The sequence below is a fragment of the Microcystis sp. M113S1 genome (assembly GCF_020246945.1).
Classification (GTDB): domain Bacteria; phylum Cyanobacteriota; class Cyanobacteriia; order Cyanobacteriales; family Microcystaceae; genus Microcystis.
Map to the genome: position 1 here is coordinate 1 of NZ_JADBSA010000393.1, position 19833 is coordinate 19833.

Annotated in this window: 10 protein-coding genes and 1 pseudogene; 5 read left to right on the forward strand and 6 right to left on the reverse strand. The window is 41.4% G+C overall.

Going from position 1 to position 19833, the window contains the following annotated elements:
• Positions 1-169: 169 nt before the first annotated feature.
• Entirely contained in the window at positions 170-1186 is a 1017-nt protein-coding gene (gene hpnH / locus IM319_RS19825) for an adenosyl-hopene transferase HpnH (protein ID WP_287736660.1), read from the forward strand.
• Between the two features lie 2 nt (positions 1187-1188).
• Here hpnH and IM319_RS19830 read toward each other — a convergent pair whose 3' ends face one another.
• The 3 genes from IM319_RS19830 to IM319_RS19840 all read right to left on the reverse strand — a co-directional run bounded on the left by IM319_RS19830 (position 1189) and on the right by IM319_RS19840 (position 4585).
• Positions 1189-2562, reverse strand: a complete 1374-nt coding sequence (locus IM319_RS19830) for a DICT sensory domain-containing protein (protein WP_287736661.1) — start codon at positions 2560-2562, stop codon at positions 1189-1191.
• A 123-nt stretch (positions 2563-2685) separates the two neighbouring features.
• Positions 2686-3135: a nucleoside-diphosphate kinase gene (gene ndk, locus IM319_RS19835; RefSeq protein ID WP_287736662.1), complete on the reverse strand. Its 450-nt coding sequence runs from the start codon at positions 3133-3135 to the stop codon at positions 2686-2688.
• 643 nt (positions 3136-3778) lie between these two features.
• Positions 3779-4585: a creatininase family protein gene (locus IM319_RS19840; protein WP_287736663.1), complete on the reverse strand. Its 807-nt coding sequence runs from the start codon at positions 4583-4585 to the stop codon at positions 3779-3781.
• A 206-nt stretch (positions 4586-4791) separates the two neighbouring features.
• Between IM319_RS19840 and IM319_RS19845 the strand changes: the two are divergent.
• A pseudogene (locus tag IM319_RS19845) lies at positions 4792-5236 on the forward strand (IS30 family transposase); the annotation flags it as partial.
• Positions 5237-5348: 112 nt separating this feature from the next.
• On the opposite strand, the gene IM319_RS19850 reads toward IM319_RS19845, so the two are convergent.
• Positions 5349-7970 (reverse strand): tetratricopeptide repeat protein, encoded by a 2622-nt coding sequence (locus IM319_RS19850; protein ID WP_287736664.1) that lies wholly within the window; start codon positions 7968-7970, stop codon positions 5349-5351.
• A 244-nt stretch (positions 7971-8214) separates the two neighbouring features.
• Between IM319_RS19850 and IM319_RS19855 the strand changes: the two genes are divergently transcribed.
• Positions 8215-9270, forward strand: coding sequence for a Fe(3+) ABC transporter substrate-binding protein (locus tag IM319_RS19855; protein ID WP_287687306.1), 1056 nt, complete (start codon positions 8215-8217; stop codon positions 9268-9270).
• Positions 9271-9487: 217 nt separating this feature from the next.
• Here the strand turns inward: IM319_RS19855 and IM319_RS19860 are convergent, their stop codons facing one another.
• Positions 9488-10102: a DUF938 domain-containing protein gene (locus tag IM319_RS19860; RefSeq protein WP_287736665.1), complete on the reverse strand. Its 615-nt coding sequence runs from the start codon at positions 10100-10102 to the stop codon at positions 9488-9490.
• An 891-nt stretch (positions 10103-10993) separates the two neighbouring features.
• On the opposite strand from IM319_RS19860, the gene topA reads away from it, so the two are divergent.
• The gene (gene topA, locus IM319_RS19865) at positions 10994-13630 is read left to right on the forward strand and encodes a type I DNA topoisomerase (protein WP_287078997.1); all 2637 of its coding nucleotides are present in this window, start codon (positions 10994-10996) and stop codon (positions 13628-13630) included.
• A gap of 120 nt (positions 13631-13750) precedes the next feature.
• On the opposite strand, the gene IM319_RS19870 is transcribed toward topA, so the two are convergent.
• Positions 13751-14536, reverse strand: a complete 786-nt coding sequence (locus IM319_RS19870; protein ID WP_286826820.1) for an SWIM zinc finger family protein — start codon at positions 14534-14536, stop codon at positions 13751-13753.
• Positions 14537-15274: 738 nt separating this feature from the next.
• On the opposite strand from IM319_RS19870, the gene IM319_RS19875 reads away from it, so the two are divergent.
• Positions 15275-19534 carry a non-ribosomal peptide synthetase gene (locus IM319_RS19875; RefSeq protein WP_287736666.1) on the forward strand — a complete coding sequence of 1420 codons (4260 nt, stop codon included), beginning with the start codon at positions 15275-15277 and terminating at the stop codon, positions 19532-19534.
• Positions 19535-19833: the final 299 nt, after the last annotated feature.

Sequence of the window (19833 nt, forward strand, 5' to 3'; positions counted from 1 at the left end):
TCAGGTGGTCAACTACCTAATTTTCAGGGAAAAAGTCCCGGAATTTTCCCCCTGATCACTCCCAGTCCGGTACTTTTTGATTGACAAAAAGTCTAAAAGTCTTACCCAACAAGGTTTTTAGATTTATTCAGCAGACCCTAATTACTTAGAATCCTTTTGGTGTGAGCAAATGGCTGTCCAACTGCAACAAGCTTTAGTGGTTGCTTCCTATATCTTGAAACAGCGTCTAGCAGGGAAAAAGCGTTTTCCCTTAGTTTTAATGCTAGAACCTCTATTTCGCTGTAATTTAGCCTGTACTGGCTGCGGTAAGATTCAACATCCCCCGGAAATCCTCCGCAATCATCTCACCCCGGCAGAATGTTTCGCAGCGGTGGAAGAATGCGGGGTTCCGGTGGTTTCCATCCCCGGGGGCGAGCCGCTTTTGCATCCACAAATCGATGAAATTGTCAAGGGTTTAGTGGACAGAAAAAAATTCGTCTATCTCTGTACCAATGCCCTGTTATTGGAGAAAAGCCTGGATAAATTTACTCCTTCACCCTATCTTACTTTTAGTGTCCATCTGGACGGTTTAAAAGCACATCACGATCGCTGTGTGGATCGAGAGGGAGTATTCGATAAGGCAGTACAAGGGATTAAAGCGGCGAAAGCGAGAGGTTTTCGGGTTACTACTAATACCACGGTTTTTGAAAGCACAGAACCGCGAGAAATGCAGGAATTTTTCGATTTTCTCGCTACTTTGGGCATCGATGGCATGATGATTTCCCCCGGTTACAGTTATGAGTGGGCCCCGGATCAAGATAGTTTCTTGAAACGGGAGCAAACTAGAGCTTTATTCCGAGAAATTCTCTCACCCTGGAAATCAGGGCAGAAAAAGTGGAATTTTAACCATAATCCTCTCTTTCTCGATTTTCTCATCGGTGAACAAGACTATGAATGCACTCCTTGGGGTAGTCCTAGCTATAGTCTTTTAGGATGGCAAAAACCCTGTTATCTGCTCAACGAAGGTCATTACAAAAGCTTTCGGGAACTTTTAGCAGAAACCAATTGGGATAACTACGGTCGGGCCAGTGGCAATCCTCAATGTGCCGATTGTATGGTACATTGCGGCTACGAACCGACCGCAGCCATGGCAGCTTTTAAACTGGCTAATATGGGACGTGCCATGCAGAGTCTCATCGGAGTCTAGTCCTAAACTGATTCTAACCAGACGGCGGGGACTTGACTAGGGCGATCGGGTAATTGCATCCATCCCATTTCGCACAGACGAATTACCGAACTTAATTTTTCTACCAAAGCGGGATCGAAACGAATCCCGCTATAATTTTGACAGCGCTCTAGGGACTCTCCTAAATCTAGAGCTAGTCGGTCACCTCGCGGTTGAGTTAATTCCTGAAAATAGGCTGATAATCCTAAAATTCTCGACTCTAGGCTGATTTCTTCCCCTTTTAAGCCGTTGGGAACACCGCTACCATCCCAGTATTCAAACTCATGGTAAATAATCTGTTGAATTGGGGCTAATTCGGGCATAGTGGCGAGTAATTGTGCGCCTAACACCGATCTATCCCGCCAAAATAACGCATTTGCTCCCTCTAACTGACTGGCACGCTGTCTAAAAACTTCGATCGGAGCCTCCGCTAGACCGATGCGGTATAATAAACCGGCTAATCGTAAGCGTCGCAATCTCAGGGTGGGTAAATCGAGCAATTGTCCCAACATTTCCGCTAAAGCGGCCACCTGTAGGGAAGCAAGGGGATTATCAATATCTCTTTCATCGACCTTTTGAGCCATTCTTAGAAAAGCTTGCAGTTTATTAGCGGCTAAATTTTTATTTAAACGGGATGCTTGTCCTTCTAAGTCGCTTAATTCTCGCGTTTGTCTGCTGACGGTGACTAACTGCTGTTGACTGGTTTGCAGATAGGTGACAATGCGAGAGACTACTCCCGTTAAATCCGTGGGAATGGGATTAATATTTTGACTAATTTCCTGCTGTTGTCTGCTTAAATCGGCCGCTAGACTGGGATTATAGGGATGCAGACGCTCAATTAAGATCCTAGCGGCTTTTTCGACTAAATCGCGATCAAATGTCCATAAACCGTAGAATTTTCGCTCCGTGTCTATTTGGGGTTGACTATCGGACCGGTATTCTTCTGGGGATAACTCATGACAGAGTACCATGGAGGCGTAATCGGGGGAAAGAATGATTAAATTCCACTCATTAACCAAACTATCGCTATTATCTAAGTTCACTAGCGAAACATTCTCTAAACTGCCGGTTTTATGCTCAGAAAAACCACTATCGGCCACGGCAGCGATCGCAATATGACGAGAAGAGCGAGCGATATCTAAATAGCGCTCTGCTTCCTGTAAATACCATTTTCCCTGTTGAAAGGTGACTAAGACCAGTGGTTTATTTGTACTGTCTGGGCTGCTAGTTTGCAAGATATGATCTTCAAGAGCATGACAGAGGGCCACAAGGGTATTCTTAAAATAGACCCCGTAACTACTGGGTAATCGTCCCGATGAAGCTCTTTTTAACTGTTGTAAGCTGGATTCTACGGTCATAATTTCCGAATATTAGGGGGTTGGGGAAATGGGGAGAAGGGAGAGGGGAGAGGGGAGAATAAATAAAAGCAATCTCCTGTCTCCTGTCTCCTGACGACCGGCTCCTGACTGCCTCAAAGGGGTTTATTCTACCACCCAGGGAGTGATTGCGGGAGTCCAATTAGCTAATTCCGCATCGCTAAACCAGAGACTAACTTCATCTTTGGCAGTCTCTGGACCATCGGATCCATGGATAAGATTGCGTCCGACACTAATGCCAAAATCACCGCGAATCGTACCTGGTTCAGCATTGAGGGGATTAGTGGCACCAATAATTTTTCTAGCGGAGGCAATTACTCCTTCTCCTTCCCAAACCATGGCCACCACGGGGGAGGAGGTAATAAAATCGACTAAAGAACGGAAAAAGGGTCTTTCCTTATGAACAGCGTAGTGTTTTTCCGCTAATTCGCTAGAAACCTGCATCATTTTCAACCCAACCAGCGTAAAACCTTTAGTTTCAAAGCGTTGAATAATTTCCCCCACCAGATTGCGCTGCACACCGTCGGGTTTAATCATTAAGAAAGTGCGTTCCATACTGCCTCTTCAAATTTAGTCATCGAAAAATTGCGTCCGAAACCCAGATTAACCCGGAATGGCATCCTAGAGAATGGCAGAATTTTCGCTTCAATTGCTGAGTTAGCTTGCTGTCCGATTTAGCTAGGGTTTGCGGCAAAAAGTTTTTCGTGGGGTGTGGGGTGTGGGGTGTAGGGTTTTACCGATTTTGGGGTAGTCAGTTACCTAATTTTCAGGGAAAAAGTCCAGGAATTTTACCCCCGATCCCTCCAATGGTCGGCACTTTTTGAGGAAAAAAAGTCTAAAAGCCTTATCCAACAAGGTTTTTAGATTTATTCAGCAGCCCCTAATTATCCTAGACGTTGATTCTGTTTTCGATTCTTATCCCCTAGAAAAAATATGGTAAAAAATGTCGTTTATTTTCTTTTTGTCACCGTTGACAAAATTTCTAAAGCCTCAAGGATAAAACTGATAATTGAGATCAATAATTATGGGAAAAAGTTACTATTATCTTGTTAAAAGTTACTCTATATGTTAAGGTAAGATCGTGAGCAAATTACCGAATCAAAGGCGAAGTGAGAGGGATTTTTATCCTTGGTACTAAAATTAACAATAGGCAGTTTAAATGCAGTACAGCTTATTAACAACTCTAATTAATCTTTTATTAATATAACTTCGGTTGACGGAATTGATAAACATCAGCGATCGCCTGTACCCAACCATTAGCAACGGATTCTAATAATCGATCGCCTTTTTCTTTACTTGCATTAGTAGCATCTCCCATCACTCCACTTTTAGTTAATTCCTTAGTTAACCAAGCAAAGGGTAATTTTCCCTCCATAGTTAACAAACTATTTTCTGGCAAACCTTGAGGATATTCTCGGACGGCCCGCTCAATTTTTACCTGTTCTGGCAGTAATGATAACATAATGCTAGTTTCCACATCTCCTGCATGAATACCGTATTCTAATTCATATTCCGAGAATAATGCAGCCGCATTGTGGGGAACTCGCCAAGTGAAAAAAGGAAATACTAAAAAATCGGGATATTGTTGATGAATATCCCTAGCGGCAATTTCCATAACTTGCGGTTGCCCGCCGTGGGAGTTCATTAATACTAACTTGCGAAAACCCGAACGATAGAGACTTTCAGCTATCTCTTGAATGAGGGTTAATAAGGTTGCTGCCGAGAGGGTAATCGTGCCGGGGAAAGACCAGTGTTCGTTAGATTTTCCGTAGTAGAGACAGGGTAAAGCGAAAGCGGCGATGTTTGTATCTAATTTCTCGAAAGCTTTGCCTAAAACCCCTAAACTAATGGCAGCATCGACGGCAATAGGTAGATGGGGTCCGTGTTGTTCGATCGCACCGATGGGTTGAATAATTACCACATTTTCCTTATCTGGCATTGAATCTATATCTGTCCAAGTAAGATAGGGAAAATAACGATGTGGGGGAATAAAACCGTGCATCATAATTTTATTGGGGGTGAGGGATTATGGTTAGAGGAAAAATTACTGTTTATGTTGTAATTTTATCACTAATTCTTGGCAAGGTTGCCAATCGTCTTTATATAGCATTTATCTTAATGGTGAGGTACGAATTCTCTGGTTTTAGGGAACAGGCAACAGTAGCCAGTCGTCTGGGGATGATACCAAATTAGGTTACACTTCATCTTTATGAGAGCGGAATTTCCGTTCTGCTTGATTTTCTCGGAATACTGAACAGTCGCTTTGTTAATGCGGGTCGTCTGAAAAGAGCCGGTCAAGAATCTCTCAGTCACGAAACCATCTATCAAATGATCTATCAGAACTATCGAGATTGTGGAGAGCATCAAGAATACCTAGGCGGCCAGACGAGGAAAAAGAAAGAGTCGAAGCGGGGGGAAAAGTAAAAGTAAGCGTGGCGCGATTCCGGAGCGTGGCAGGATTGGCCAAGAACAAAACCGCATCGGAAATCAACCCTTGTCACCGAAAAACTTTTCCAAGAGATTCCCCCTGACAAAAGAAAAACCGACCCTTGTGACAAGGTCAAAAAATTTTGTGGACATCAAGAGTCTCGTGAAGAAACTAGGAGCAAATTTTTATTTTACTACTCCTTATCATTCTTGGGAAAGAGGATTAAACGCAGGGTAAGAGTATCTTAAATCCTTGACAAAATGAACTTTATCTGGTTTTCTTCCCCATACCCCACACCCCAACAAACTTTTTGCCGCAAACCCTATGTAACCCTAAAGTTTTATTTACCTTCTCCTACTACAGATTGATAAAATCTTTCTAGACTTTCTACAGAGGTTCGATCGTTAAATACTGTATCGATATTCACTTTAGTATAATCTTTGATTGTTTGTCGCCATTGATTATCTAAACCTAAACGGATAGCAATTTCAATATAGTGATTTTTATCCGTAGCAATTGTCTCGATTATGCCTAATTTTTTCAAGATAGCATAGGAATGTCGTCCGCGCATAAATTCCCCCGGACAGGTAACAACTGGCAGCTGACAGGCAATGGCTTCGAGGGTGGTATTTCCTCCCGACCAACTTAAGTTATCTAAATAGATGTCTGCTAGTAAGTTAAGCTGAAAATAATCATTTTGTTCTAATTGTGGCATCATTACCCCATAATCTTGCCAATTGAGTCCATACTTATTAAAAGCTTGACTTAATCTCGACTGAAAGCAATGGGTCACAAATTCGCTACGATGGCAGATAAAAATAAATTGGCTGTTGGGAACTTGTCGAGCAATTCTAGGAAAAATTTCGTCATTTTCTGGCAGATATTTAAATAAACTTTGACAGTTTAAGTAAATGATTTTATCCTCGGCTAATCCCATCTCTAAACGAGTTTTTCTCTGGGGAGGAAGGGAAGGTTTGGGATAGGCAATACCTAAATTAGATAAGCGAATTAATTTTTCACTGTAGTGATTATCTCCCTCCAGGGGTTCCATTAATTCACTGGAGATAAAATAATCAATGGTTGGTAATCCTGAGGTGATTGGATGTCCCCAAGTTACACATTGTACTGGAGCTAAACGCAATCCTGCTAGTTGGGTAGTACGAGCATCCATACCAATATCTAAATAAACCAGAATATGTAACTGATTATCTAAAATATGTTGGGCAATTCTTTCCATATTAACTAAATTATCAAACTGATAAAAATAATCACTTTGCTCTTGATATTCTCTCGTAAACTTATCGAAGGTCTTATTAATATCTATTCCATAACAATAAATTTCAAATTGTTCTCGATTTCGCCACTGCAACCATCCTTGAAACAGTTTCGCTACCGTGTGATGACGCAAGTGAGCAGAAATATAGCCAAGGCGAATTTTTCCCGTAGGCATGGTTAGGTTTTTCACCCAATTAGGAAAGTTAACCGAGGCTATTTTATAAACTAATTTCCCATATTTTTTTTGTACTTCTAAATCATTTTTAGCCTGATATTGAAGATAAAAATTAGTTCTTAATCCAATACTTTTCCAAGCATCCTGTTGTTGATTAGTAGAGGTTAAATCAAGATTGGACAAGATATTATCTAACCGTTTCTCGTAGTTTGATCGATATAGCATAATATCTGCTTGAGTTGGGTAAACTATCGGCATTAACCGCATTAATTCTAACTTCAGAGATAGGTGATCGGGAAGATACTCTAAAGCTGATTTAATTGCTTGAATTGCCACCTCGATCGGATAATTATTTTGTAGTAACCAAATTAGGCGCAAATGTAAATCAATATTTTTTGGATGATAGCTAATGCCTTTTTTATACACTTCCAAAGCCTGTTTTTCTCCTTTGATTATGAGATGGCAATGGGCGCAATTTAAATAAAAGTTGCTATCTTCTATTTTAATTGCTAATAATTTTTGATAATAGTTTAGTGCTAATTGATAGAGTTTTCTTTGATAAAAATAATTACCTGAGTAAATATCGGCAATTTGTTGGTCAGCTTGCAGGATTTCCCAAAGGGAGAGATTTTGACTAATTTCTCCTCTATCTCCTGCCAGTTGTTGGGCAGTTTTATAAGCATTTTTTGCTTCTGTCCAAGCTTGTTTAACTAAATAGACATTGCCTAAATTGATATAAAAAGGATAAAAATCCGCTTGGCTATTAATTCCCTGCTGATAGAATTTTTCGGCTGACTCTAGCTGACCTAATTGATAAAATAAATTACCCAGTTTATTATAAGCATCGACAAAATTAGCATTGAGATCGATCGCTTTCTGATAAGCTGATAAAGCTATATCTAAACGGGATTGTTTTTCTAGCACCATGGCCATAGTATAATGATATAAGGCTTGATCTTCCTCTAATTCTATGGCTCGTGCTAAACAGTTAAAAGATTCTGTTAGTCGGTTAATTATATAGTATAAGTATCCTAAATCGTGCCAGATGTAAGCTAATTGTTCACGCCAAGATAAAATTCTTAAGTAAAAGTCCTCAGCTAAAGTATATTCTTGCCGATTAATTGCCTCTTGCACCTCTTGAAGACAGGAGTTTATCACCGTCAGGGCATAATTTTCTATTTCTTCATCCCCTTCTATTTCTTCTAATTCTAGCCACTGGAGATAGATTAATTTAGCTTTGGCAAACTGCCAGCAATCGAGATTTCTAATTATCTCTTTTTTGAGGAGCATAATTAAATCTTGACTAGACTCTGATTGTAATAGCCAAAATAACCAAATTTCTTGCGCTGTTGCTTGCTGCTCTAGCAGCAGATAAGCTAATCCCAGATAGGGATAATAATCAGTCACTGGCGGTTCATCCGCGAGTGCTTGTTGACAAAATAACAATAATTGATCATGGTCTCCCGATGCTAACATTAACTCGATCGCTTGTTGGTTATCACTGTTGATCATTATCTTTGACTCTCGTTGCTCTAATTCCACAATACCCTCGATCAAGCTTCGGGTAACATCTTGGACTTATTGAACTTAACTAGCGATAGATTTAGAGATTTATTGGCTCTATTAAGGCAGAAAATCCTTATTATACCCTGATTTTCCACTATCTACCGCCCTAGCTGGACAAATAATTTCTCGTGCAGATAAGAATTATTCTCAATAGCTGTATAATGGGAAAAGACAAGCCAAGAATCTAGCAATGAACGATAAAATAACCCGTAGAGTCTTTCTAGGCGCAGGAACAGCCACCTTAGCGGTAGCAGTGGGTCAATTAGGGAAAATAAACGAAGTTTCCGCCCAAACTAAACAATTAAACCTCTATTCCTCCCGTCACTACAACACCGACCGACGATTGTATGACAACTTCACCCGACAAACGGGAATAAAAATTAACCTCGTGGAAGGGGAAGCAGACCCATTAATCGAACGGATTAAAAGCGAAGGCAGCAATAGTCCTGCCGATATACTCCTGACGGTAGATGCGGGGAGACTATGGCGCGCCGACCAACAGGGAATTTTTGCCCCCGTCAATTCCCGCATTCTCACCCAAAGAATTCCTGCTAATTTGCGTCACCCCAAAGGTCACTGGTTTGGGTTTAGTAAACGCTTGCGGGTAATTATGTACAACAAAGACAGAGTTAACCCCAGAGAAATCGATTCCTATGCAGATTTAACCAATCCCAAATGGAAAGGAAAAGTCGTCACCCGGTCATCCAGTAACATCTATAGTCAATCTTTTACCGCTTGGTTAATCGACATCCAAGGGGAAACGGCCGCAGAAAAATGGTGTCGGGGATTAGTGGCTAATTTTGCCCGTCCACCCCAGGGTAATGATAAGGCACAAATCGAAGCTGTAGCCGCAGGAATTGCCGATTTAGCCCTAGCTAACACCTATTACTTAGCGGGGTATGCCGAAGAAAAAGACCCCGCTAAACGGGCAATTTATGACCAAGTAGGCGTAATTTTCCCCGACCAAGCAGGCCGCGGCGCTCACGTTAATATTAGCGGTGGTGGTTTAATTAAAACCGCTCCCAATCGGGAATCGGCAATTAAATTTTTAGAGTATCTTTCTAGCAATGAAGCACAGAACTTTTTTGCTAAGGGTAATCGAGAATATCCCGTCGTTCCAGGGGTTGCTTTAGACCCTTTCCTGGCAAAACTCGGACGCGGTAAAGAAGATACCGTTAGCGTGGCTAATTATGGTCCTAATTTAGCCAAAGCAGTACAGGTAATGAATCGCGCCGGTTGGAAATAAGTTATCAGTTATCAGTTATCAGTTATCAGTTATCAGTTATCAGTTATAAGTTATAAGTCCCAATAGCTAAAAGCTGATTTAAGATATGAATCTTCTTGTGTGTGGTTTTTAAAACCCAGAACCAAAATAACTTTTGGATACGATGCACACTTGGCATTCATACCTCGATTCAGCAACGCCACTGATGACTGATTACTATTCACTGATGATTGCTATGTTAAGGCAATTGAAATAAAACCGAGAGATTATTAGCTGGCATAGGAATTACTTCTAACAATTGTAAACCTCGATCGCTCGCTTCTTGCACCACATCTTCTAAATTCCTAACTCCCCAAGCAGAGTTTTGAGAACGGAGAGAAAAATCAAAGCTTTCGTTACTAGGAGAAGTATGTTTTCCCTCTCGTTTATAGGGACCATAAAGATAGAGAATTCCCCCCGAACTGAGAATGCGACTCGCTCCCGTCATTAAAGCTAAACAAGCGGACCAAGGAGCGATATGAATCATATTAATATTAACAATGGCATTAATAACGATATTTTCCGTCTCTACAGCCCAAACTGACTGATGAACATCGATAAATAGGGGGCGATCGAGATTAGAACTAGGACAATAATCGCACCAACTGCGAATACTATCTAGAGCCAGAGGGTGACAATCCGAGGGAATCCAACGACAAGGAGCAAGACGAGGAGCAAAAAAAACAGCGTGTTCACCCGTGCCGCTAGATATTTCTAAGATATTCCCAGTCTTCGGTAAAAATTGGCTGATAACTTCTAAAATCGGCTGACGATTGCGTTCTGTTGCTGGAGCGTATTGACGTAAATCAGACATAATTAGGGTTTGCGGCAAAAAGTTTTTCGGTGGGGCAGGGTGTAGGGTGTAGGGTGTAGGGTTTTACCCATTTTCATGCAACAGGCAAAAGGGGGAATAAATAATCAGTTTTTAATAACAGGATTTAGTATGACTACGGCGTTTCTCCTAAAGATGAAGCGTAACCTAGATCAGTGATCAGTGTCAGCTTTTTTCTCCCTTCTCCCCTCTCCCTGCTCCCCAACTCCCACTCTGCAATAACTACTGGCAGCCAGAAATACGTTGGGTTCCTATCATACTTTGTGCTTTTTGTCAAAAAAACTTTTTCTTTGCAATAAAACTACACAAAAAAAAGATCATCGTTGCCAGTGAAATTGACTAATTTACCCGTCTTAATTAGGATCACCTTCTAGGTGTGGCAAGGGTTTCAACCATTGCTGCCTAAAAAAGCACAGAATAGCCCACTATGAAATTCTATCAAATCGCTGTAACCATTGTAACATCGTTGTTAAATAAAAATCTTTCTCAATTAATTTTTAAGAATTTATAAATATTGCGGAATGTTAATTTAAATATTCTCAAGTTTTTGGAGTCAATAGATAATTTTTGCTTATCTTTGGCGAACATTGGGTTAGGAGTCAGTATTCTCCGAGTCAGCTTTTTTCTCCCTTCTCCCTTCTCCCTTCTCCCTTCTCCCTTCTCCCTTCTCACCTCTCCCTGCTCCAGAAAAATATTAAGTTTTGTTAAGAAGTTAGTGACAAAAGACCAGCTTTAATCTCTATTATCGTAGTAAGTGGCTTTTGACCCGAATCAAGCCGGTCAAGATAAATAGTAACTTTTGCCCATCATCAAACAACGATTGTCAGTCTAACTAAAACAGTCGCTGTGGCGATGCCCTCGTGATCAATTCCTATGTCAACCCTGGTTATTGTCGAATCCCCCACCAAAGCTCGGACGATCAGTAATTATCTGCCTAGCGGCTATCGAGTCCAAGCCTCCATGGGCCACATCCGCGATCTGCCCGCCTCCGCCGAAGAAATTCCCCCCGCCCACAAAGACAAATCCTGGGCCAATTTAGGCGTGGATGTGGAGAACGATTTCGATCCCCTCTACGTCGTCCCCAAAACTAAAAGTAAAGTCGTCAAAGAATTAAAAGAAGCCCTCAAAGGAGCCAGCGAATTGATCCTCGCCACCGACGAAGATCGGGAAGGCGAAAGCATCAGTTGGCATCTCTTGCAGGTACTCAACCCGAAAGTTCCCACCAAAAGGATGGTATTTCACGAAATCACCAAAGAGGCAATCCAAGCCGCCCTAAAAAATTGTCGCTCCATCGACGAAAATTTAGTTCACGCCCAAGAAACCCGCCGCATACTCGATCGCCTCTACGGTTATACCCTCTCCCCCCTACTCTGGAAAAAAATCTCCAAAGGGTTATCCGCCGGCCGGGTGCAATCGGTAGCCGTGCGTCTGCTAGTGCAACGGGAACGGGAAAGACGAGCCTTTAAAACCGCCAATTATTGGGACCTAAAAGCCACCCTCGAAAAGGACAAAAATCAATTCGACTCGAAATTAGTGACCTTAAACGGTCAAAAAGTGGCAAATGGGAGCGATTTCGATGCCGACACCGGCAGACTGCTACCCGGTCGCCAAGTCACCCTCTTAGATCAAGCCACCGCCACCGCCTTAAAAGAACGCATCCAAGACAAAATCTGGCGAGTTAGCAACACAGAAGAAAAACCCACCCTTCGCAAACCTTCCCCCCCCTTCACCACCTCCACCCTACAGCAGGAAGCTAACCGGAAACTGGGCATATCAGCCCGGGACACCATGCGAATCGCCCAAAATCTCTACGAACAGGGCTACATCACCTATATGCGAACCGATTCGGTGCATCTTTCCGATCAGGCCATCACCGCCGCTCGCAATTGTGTAGAACAAATGTATGGTAAAAATTATCTCAGTCCCCAACCCCGGCAGTACACCACCAAAAGCAAAGGCGCACAGGAGGCCCACGAAGCCATCCGGCCCGCCGGTAGCAGCTTTCGCCTGCCCCGGGAAACTGGCCTGAGCGGACTAGAATTCGCCCTCTACGACCTAATCTGGAAACGTACCGTCGCCTCACAGATGGCCGATGCCCGTATTACCCAGATCGCCGTTAATATTCAGGTAGAAAATGCCGGATTTCGCTCCTCCGGTAAAAGAATCGACTTCCCCGGCTTTTTCCGCGCCTATGTGGAAGGTTCCGACGATCCCGAAGCCGCCATCGACGACCAAGAAATAATCTTACCCGCCCTCAGCGTCGGTGATACCCCCAATTGTCGGAAACTAGAAGCGATTAGCCACGATACCCAACCCCCCGCCCGTTATAGCGAAGCCTCACTGGTAAAAACCCTCGAAAGTGAAGGAATCGGGCGACCCAGCACCTACGCCACCATTCTCGGCACAATTATCGATCGCGGTTATGCCCAAATGCGGAATAAAACCTTGATTCCCACCTTTACCGCTTTTGCCGTGGTTAGTTTGTTAGAAAATCATTTCCCCGACCTGGTAGATCCCAAATTTACCTCGAAAATGGAGGAAACCCTCGACGATATCGCCACCGGTTCCGCTCAATGGTTGCCCTATCTCGATCGCTTCTATCGCGGCGAAAAAGGGCTAGAAAGCCAAGTCAAAGAGCGCGAGAGTCAAATTAACTCTAGCACCGCCAAATCGGTGATTTTAGAAGATTTACAGGCAACTATCAAGATCGGCAAATACGGTCCCTATCTGGAAGTCTCCCGAGGCGATGAAATCCTCACCGCTTCCATCCCGGCCGATTTAACCCCAGCGGATCTGAACCCGGAACAGGTGGAAACCCTGCTGCGACAGAAAACCGAGGGTCCCGATAAAATAGGTCTTCATCCCGAGACTGGAGAGCCGATTTATCTGCTGGTGGGTAGTTACGGACCCTACGTCCAGTTAGGAGATGTCAGCGATGACAACCCCAAACCGAAACGCGCCTCCCTACCCAAAGGAGTCAAACCAGAGGATGTCACCCTCCCACAAGCGGTGGGTTTATTGGCACTGCCGCGACTACTGGGAACCCATCCCCTCACCGGAGGCAAAATTAAAGCCAGTTTAGGTCGTTTTGGCCCCTATATAGTTCAGGAACAGGGTAAGGAAAAAGAATATCGTTCCCTGAAAGCCGGGGATGATATCTTAACTATAACCCTCGATCGAGCTTTGGCTTTATTAGCTGAACCGAAAAAAACTCGCGGCGCTCGTGGTTCTACCAAACCAGCTTTAAAAGAATTGGGTAAACATCCCGACGATGGGGAATTGGTGGGATTGTACGAAGGTCCCTACGGAGTTTATATCAAGCACGGTAAAACTAACGCCAAGATGCCGGAGGGAGAAACGGCCGAAACCCTGACTCTAGAGCAAGCTTTAGCGGCACTAGCGGCCAAGACAACCACTGCCAAGAAAACCACTACCAAGAAAACTACTTCTAGCACCACTAAAAAAACTACTTCCCCAGGCAGTAAAACCAGCAAAAGTAAGACGGTTTAGCGATTAGTGGTGGGGCGATTTTCTCCATGGTTAATTCCTCACCTGATGCGAGGACAAATCTGGCTGGCTTTTTTGTCTTTTGCACCACTTTGAGCGGGCTGCTCAAATACCCCAAATTCCCTACTGTAAAGCAATCGCCATCGCTTCTTGGGGAATTTGCCGGTAAATTGGTTTTAAAAATTGTTCTATGGCATCCGATTCGGGGGCAGCGAGGGGAAAATTGCCTAAAATGTCGAGAATGGTTTGATTTTCATTCCCCGGCGTGATGACAACGAGGGAGGGGTCTAGTTCTTCATCGTACTGCCAAAAGCGATCGATAGGGCTGTCAGGGGCAGTTTTTTCGACTACTGCGGGGGTTTCACTGACTGCTAAAGGTTGATTATCAGAGGAATAGGAGCGTTTTTCCCGTAAAGCTTCCAGAATTTGGCTTTTGGTTCGGCCGCGCAGTTGCAAAAGCAGGAAGGGATCGACAATAAAACGATCACCCAATTGATAGTATACTGCTCCTATATGTTTGCAGGGGTTGGCTTGATCGGGACAGGTACAACGAGAGCGAATATCAGCTAGGGAAAAGGGAAATAAATTCACCCCACTATCGATAAAAACACGCTCGATATTATCGGGCATTTGTCCCGTGAGCAATTGAGCGGAATAAATGGCCTTTTTGGAGAGAAGCTTAATAATATAGTCCCATTCTTCATCACTAAAAGCGACTAGGGATAAATCCACTAGATAAGGTTCGGATTCACTGCCTTGTACTCTAGCAATAACTTGCGAGTCTTCAAAGTCAATACTTAAAACATTGCCCTCTCTGGCGTAAAGTCTAGCTCGTTCCAAGCGTTTTTTAAAGCGATAGGAATCGAGTAGTTCTAGCCATTTTTGTACCCACCAAGCTTGTTCTGTCATTTTTTATTTACCCTACAGCTTATCAGCTTCGTTACCAACAAAAACGCCAATTCAAAAAGGAAACACATCAGCCTTAAGAGTTGACAGAGAAAGGCTCATCAGGTATATTCTGATCTTTAACAACAACAAATCAGACCCAAAAACGAACCCCTCAACATCTTAACATAGAACAAAGAAACTTGCTCTACCAACTTGGCCAAGAGGTAAATTTATCTCAACAGCAAATAGCCGTCTTGCCTGGATGTGATCAAAGCAAGACCAGAGCGAGAATTAATACTAAATCCTGTTTAGAAAGTATCGGAGAGCAGGCAGCGGGAACGGAGTTGAGAGTTGAGAGTTGAGTGAGAAACTAGGAGTATATTTTTATGAGTGCGACTCCTTATCATTCTTGGGAGAGGGGATTAAACGAGCCGACTAATGGACTAAGCTAAGACGGATTTAAATCCCTTATTCTTAGATTAGCCGAATCTCCCCCCCCCGGAAGTCGGAAAGTTGGGGGGAGTCTTGCCTCTTGCATAAGTCCCTCATCTCAACAAGCAATTTAAATTACGAAAAGCTTAACAATCGTCCTCGAAAATCTCTTGACTATCCTAGCCCGAATGAGATATGCTCTGATAGCTCAGACAGTGATGCAATTCAGACTTGAATTGGCGTATTATAGATGTCGAATTGGCTACGCCTAAAAGTATTTATTGAAGAAGCTTTCACAAGATGTACACAGAACCGAGGATTTCAGGCATGGGGACAGAACACAAAAATCCAAAATTAAATTGTCAGAAATTAGCAGAAGTATTTTTATCAAATCCCTTAATTGAAGATTGCTATTTTATGATACGGGAGGGTGAAGTAGTCGCCTATATCGTTTCCTCTGGAGCTTGGAATTATGAACAATTGTCCTCCGATTTAGAGTCTCAGTTACCGGATAATCTTCTACCTAATATCTATGTGCAAATTTCCAGTTTACCCTTAACCGATAGAGGTGATGTCGATGAAACTGCATTAAAGAATATTGAAATTATCGACGATAACCAAGTTCAGGAAACAGAAGAAAAACTACGCTCTTTGCCAGATATCGAGCAAGTTGCCGCCGTCATGACTTCCAAAAAAGTTAAAATTTTACCCCTACATCTATCCGACTTATTGCCCTTAAAAATAGAGAAAAAAAATGATAATCAAAAATATGAAACCTCGATTCATTTGGGGATTCACACTTCTAACACTCAAGCTGGAATCAGTCACGGACAGCTTTTAGAAGAATCTGGACTTCAGCCGAAAACCTTGGCAGAAATCCTCCAAAAAGCTGCTGAAAATTATTCAAATAAAGGGATTATTTATATTCAATCTAATGGATCAGAAGTTTTTCAATCCTATCAACAATTATGGGAAGACGCTCAACAAATACAAGCCGGATTACAAAAGCAGGGTTTACAAGCTCAAGATAAAGTGATTCTTCAGCTATCGGAAAACTATGATATTATTTCCGCATTTTGGGGGTGTATTTTAGGGGGATTTATTCCGGTTATTATTTCAGTGCCACCCAGCTATAAAGATTTTAATAATGAAATTCATAAAATATGTCAAGTTTGGCAGTTGTTAGATGACCCTATTATTATCACAAATCAATCCTGTCAGCAAGAGATAAAATATTTAGAGCAATGGTTGCCTAATCAAACCTTAAGCTTGAGTTTTATTGAAGAATTAAAAACTTATTCTCCCCATCAGCCTCCTATTAGTCAACTGGATGATATCGCGTTCTTTAATCTAACATCAGGCAGTACAGGAATACCGAAATGTATTGCATTAACCCATAAAAATGTGATCTCTCGTGCGCGAGGAACAAACATCATTTGTGAACATCAAAACGACGATGTTATTCTTAATTGGCTTCCTTTTGATCATATTGGCAGTATTTCAGACTGGAATATTCGCTGTGTCGAGTTAGGATGCCAAATGGTTTATGTTCAAACTGAATATATATTAGGTCGTCCTTTGAATTGGTTAGATTTAATTAATCAATATCGAATTACCCATAGTTGGGCTCCTAATTTTGCCTATAATTTGATCAATGAAGCTTTAAAAAAAGAACCCGATCAAAATTGGAATTTAGATTGTGTCAAATTCTTTTTGGCAGCGGGTGAAGCTGTTTCTGGTCAAGCAGTTGGAGAATTTATTAACACCCTTCATCTTCAATATAATCTGAAAAAAACGGCGATGCGTCCTGCTTTCGGGATGGCAGAAATGGGGTCAGGAATTACCTATTATCAACCTACAGAACAACAGCCATTACTCTTTCATACGGTTGATAAATCCTCCTTGAATTCTTCCTTAAAACGAGTTCATCCTGAACATCCCAATGGTGCAACTTTTACGGATTTAGGATTACCCATTCCGGGGATATCCATTAGAATTGTTAATACTGATAATTCCCTATTACCAGAAGAAACCATTGGTCATTTACAAGTTAAAGGAGAACCGGTTTCACCGGGGTATTATAAAAACCCAGAAGCGAATCAAGACGCTTTCTTAAAAGATGGCTGGTTTAAGACAGGAGATTTAGCATTTATTAGTAACGGTCATTTAGTTATTACCGGAAGAAGTAAAGAAACCATTATTATTAATGGAGTGAATTATTATAGCCATGAAATTGAAACTGTGGTTGAAACCATTGACGAAGTAGAAGCTTCTTATACTGCTGCTTGTGGGGTTCATGATCCTAGTAATAGTACCGATAAATTAGCGTTATTTTTCAGTGCAAAAACCTTTGACCACCAGCATCTAGCAGAACTTCTGAAAAAGATTAGACGAAAAGTAATTAACAGTTTTGGCGTTAATCCTGAATATTTAATCCCCTTAAATAAAACTGAAATTCCTAAAACTTCCATTGGTAAAATTCAGCGATCACAATTAACAAAACGGTTTGCGAACGGAGAATTTAATTCTATTTTAAAAGAAATAGATCTTTTGTTAGAAAATGCTAATACCCTTCCTGATTGGTTTTATCGGAAAGCTTGGAAACCTCGCTCTCCAGTGAACTTAAAACCCGAACTTTCCAAGTATTGTAGTTTAATTTTTCTGGATTCCTTGGGTTTAGGAGCATCTTTAGCAGAAAAAATTCAAGGGCAAAACTTACCCTGTATCACGGTTTTAGCAGCAGAAGAATTTTCTCAAATTAGTCAAAATTGCTATACCCTCAGACCAGGGACAGCCAACCATTATCAACAGTTAATGGCATCTTTATCCGAGCGAAAAATTATCCTTGGCAATATTATTCATCTGGTAACATATCAAGACTATCAAGGAGAAATTTTAACAATTGAACAGTTAGAAAAAGCACAAGAGCGAGGAATTTATGATTTATTATTTCTCGTTCAATCTCTGGCTAAAATTCATGATTTGAACTCAAAAATTCAATTGCTATTTGTTTCTAGTTATAGTCAATTTGTCATAGAAACCGATGAAATTGCCTATGAAAAATCTCCAGTTTTAGGACTGATCAAAACCCTAGCTAAAGAACTTCCTTGGTTAAATACTCGTCATGTTGATTTACCCCTAGATAACCCTGAAATTAATGTCAGTTATCTGCTGCAAGAACTATCTGTTTTATCCAAGGAAAGAGAAATTGCCTATCGCAACGGTAAACGTTTAATTGCAGGTTTAGAAAAAGTCAATTTACTGCAACATAACCAACAGGAATTACCCTTTAAATCAGGGGGTATTTATCTGATTACCGGAGGACTAGGAGGGATTGGCAGACAAATTGCTCAGTATTTCCTCAAAAATTATCAAGCTCGTTTACTATTAATTGGAAAAACACCTTTACCAGAAAAACACCTCTGGAGTGAGTACCTCAAAACCGAAGATCAATTATCCTTAAAAATCAAAAATCTCCAAGCTTTAGAAACTCTTGGGGGACAAGTAATTTATCAAGCGGTAGATGTGGCTAATTTCACTGAAGTTAAACAGGCTGTAGAACAGGTGAAAAAACAATGGCAAGGAGAACTAGATGGGGTGATTCATCTGGCTGGAATTTACAAAGATTGTTTACTTCTGGAGGAAACTCAAGAAGGTTTAGCGACAATTATTCGCCCTAAAGTAATAGGAACTTGGGTTTTACATCAACTCCTCAAAGAATCTCAGGGAATTTTTATTAGTTTTTCCTCCTTAGCTAGTTTTTTTGGAGGAGCGGCTTTGGGTTCCTATGCGGCGGCTAATAGTTTCCTCGAATCTCTGAATAGCTATCAAAAATCTAAGAATTTGTTCCCCAGTTATTGTTATAGTTGGACAACTTGGCAAGAAACTGGGATTAGCCAGGGTTATCAGATGCAATATATAACCCGTTCTCAAGGGTATTATGATATGACGGTGCAGCAAGGTTTAGACTCATTTCTAACGAGTTTATATCACAATCAAGGACAATTACTGATTGGTTTAGATGGGAGTAATAGCAAGATTAACCGTTTTACCTCTTTGTCTGAAGGATGCCAAAAGTTAACCGCTTATTACACCCGTAAACCTACAGTTCAATCGCTCAATCTACCTAATTATGTGAGTCTAAAAGATAGATTTGGAACGTCCTATCAATGTCCCCTGGTTCAGCGACAATCTCTCCCTATCAAGGACAATGGAGACATTGATAAGTGGCAATTACTCAAGGAACTCCAAGGCAAAGAAAATAACGAATTGATAGCACCCAGAACGGAAACGGAACGTCAAGTTGCTAACATTTGGCAAAAGGTGTTAAATCTATCTCAAATTGGAGTTAATGACAATTTCTTTGAACTAGGAGGACATTCTTTGCTGGCGAGTCAAGTAATCTCTCGTTTACGGGATGTTTTCTCGGTAGAATTGTCGTTGCACAGGTTGTTAGAATACCCAACCGTTGCCAGTTTAGCTCAAACGATTGAGGTGCTTAATGTAGCCCAAAATACCAAAAGTGCATCCAAAAGTGGTACAGTCATGACAACAGCCTCAGAAAATTATGAAGAAGGAGAATTATGAAAATAGCTTAACTAAAATTTAAGCTTTTCAGAACCCTTTTGGGAAAAAATGTAAAAAATTGTATCCATCACTAAAATTTATCATCCAGAATATGATATAAATAGCTTCGGTTTAAAATAGTCTTTTTATGGAGTATGTAAGCGGTTGCTCTCATGACAACTGATTTTAACAATAACCACCGACTCCCCGCCATTGATAATTTTTGTTTGGTCTATAGTGTTTATTCTTTGAGGATACTTAAATTTATGAGAACCGTTGATTATATCTCTAACAGTAGCTAAAGCTAGAGCTACTGAACT

Coding starts and splice junctions, on each gene's coding strand:
- hpnH (WP_287736660.1), top strand. CDS start 170: ATGGCTGTCCAACTGCAACAAGCTTTAGTGGTTGCTTCCTATATCTTG.
- IM319_RS19830 (WP_287736661.1), bottom strand. CDS start 2,562: ATGACCGTAGAATCCAGCTTACAACAGTTAAAAAGAGCTTCATCGGGA.
- ndk (WP_287736662.1), bottom strand. CDS start 3,135: ATGGAACGCACTTTCTTAATGATTAAACCCGACGGTGTGCAGCGCAAT.
- IM319_RS19840 (WP_287736663.1), bottom strand. CDS start 4,585: ATGATGCACGGTTTTATTCCCCCACATCGTTATTTTCCCTATCTTACT.
- IM319_RS19850 (WP_287736664.1), bottom strand. CDS start 7,970: ATGATCAACAGTGATAACCAACAAGCGATCGAGTTAATGTTAGCATCG.
- IM319_RS19855 (WP_287687306.1), top strand. CDS start 8,215: ATGAACGATAAAATAACCCGTAGAGTCTTTCTAGGCGCAGGAACAGCC.
- IM319_RS19860 (WP_287736665.1), bottom strand. CDS start 10,102: ATGTCTGATTTACGTCAATACGCTCCAGCAACAGAACGCAATCGTCAG.
- topA (WP_287078997.1), top strand. CDS start 10,994: ATGTCAACCCTGGTTATTGTCGAATCCCCCACCAAAGCTCGGACGATC.
- IM319_RS19870 (WP_286826820.1), bottom strand. CDS start 14,536: ATGACAGAACAAGCTTGGTGGGTACAAAAATGGCTAGAACTACTCGAT.
- IM319_RS19875 (WP_287736666.1), top strand. CDS start 15,275: ATGGGGACAGAACACAAAAATCCAAAATTAAATTGTCAGAAATTAGCA.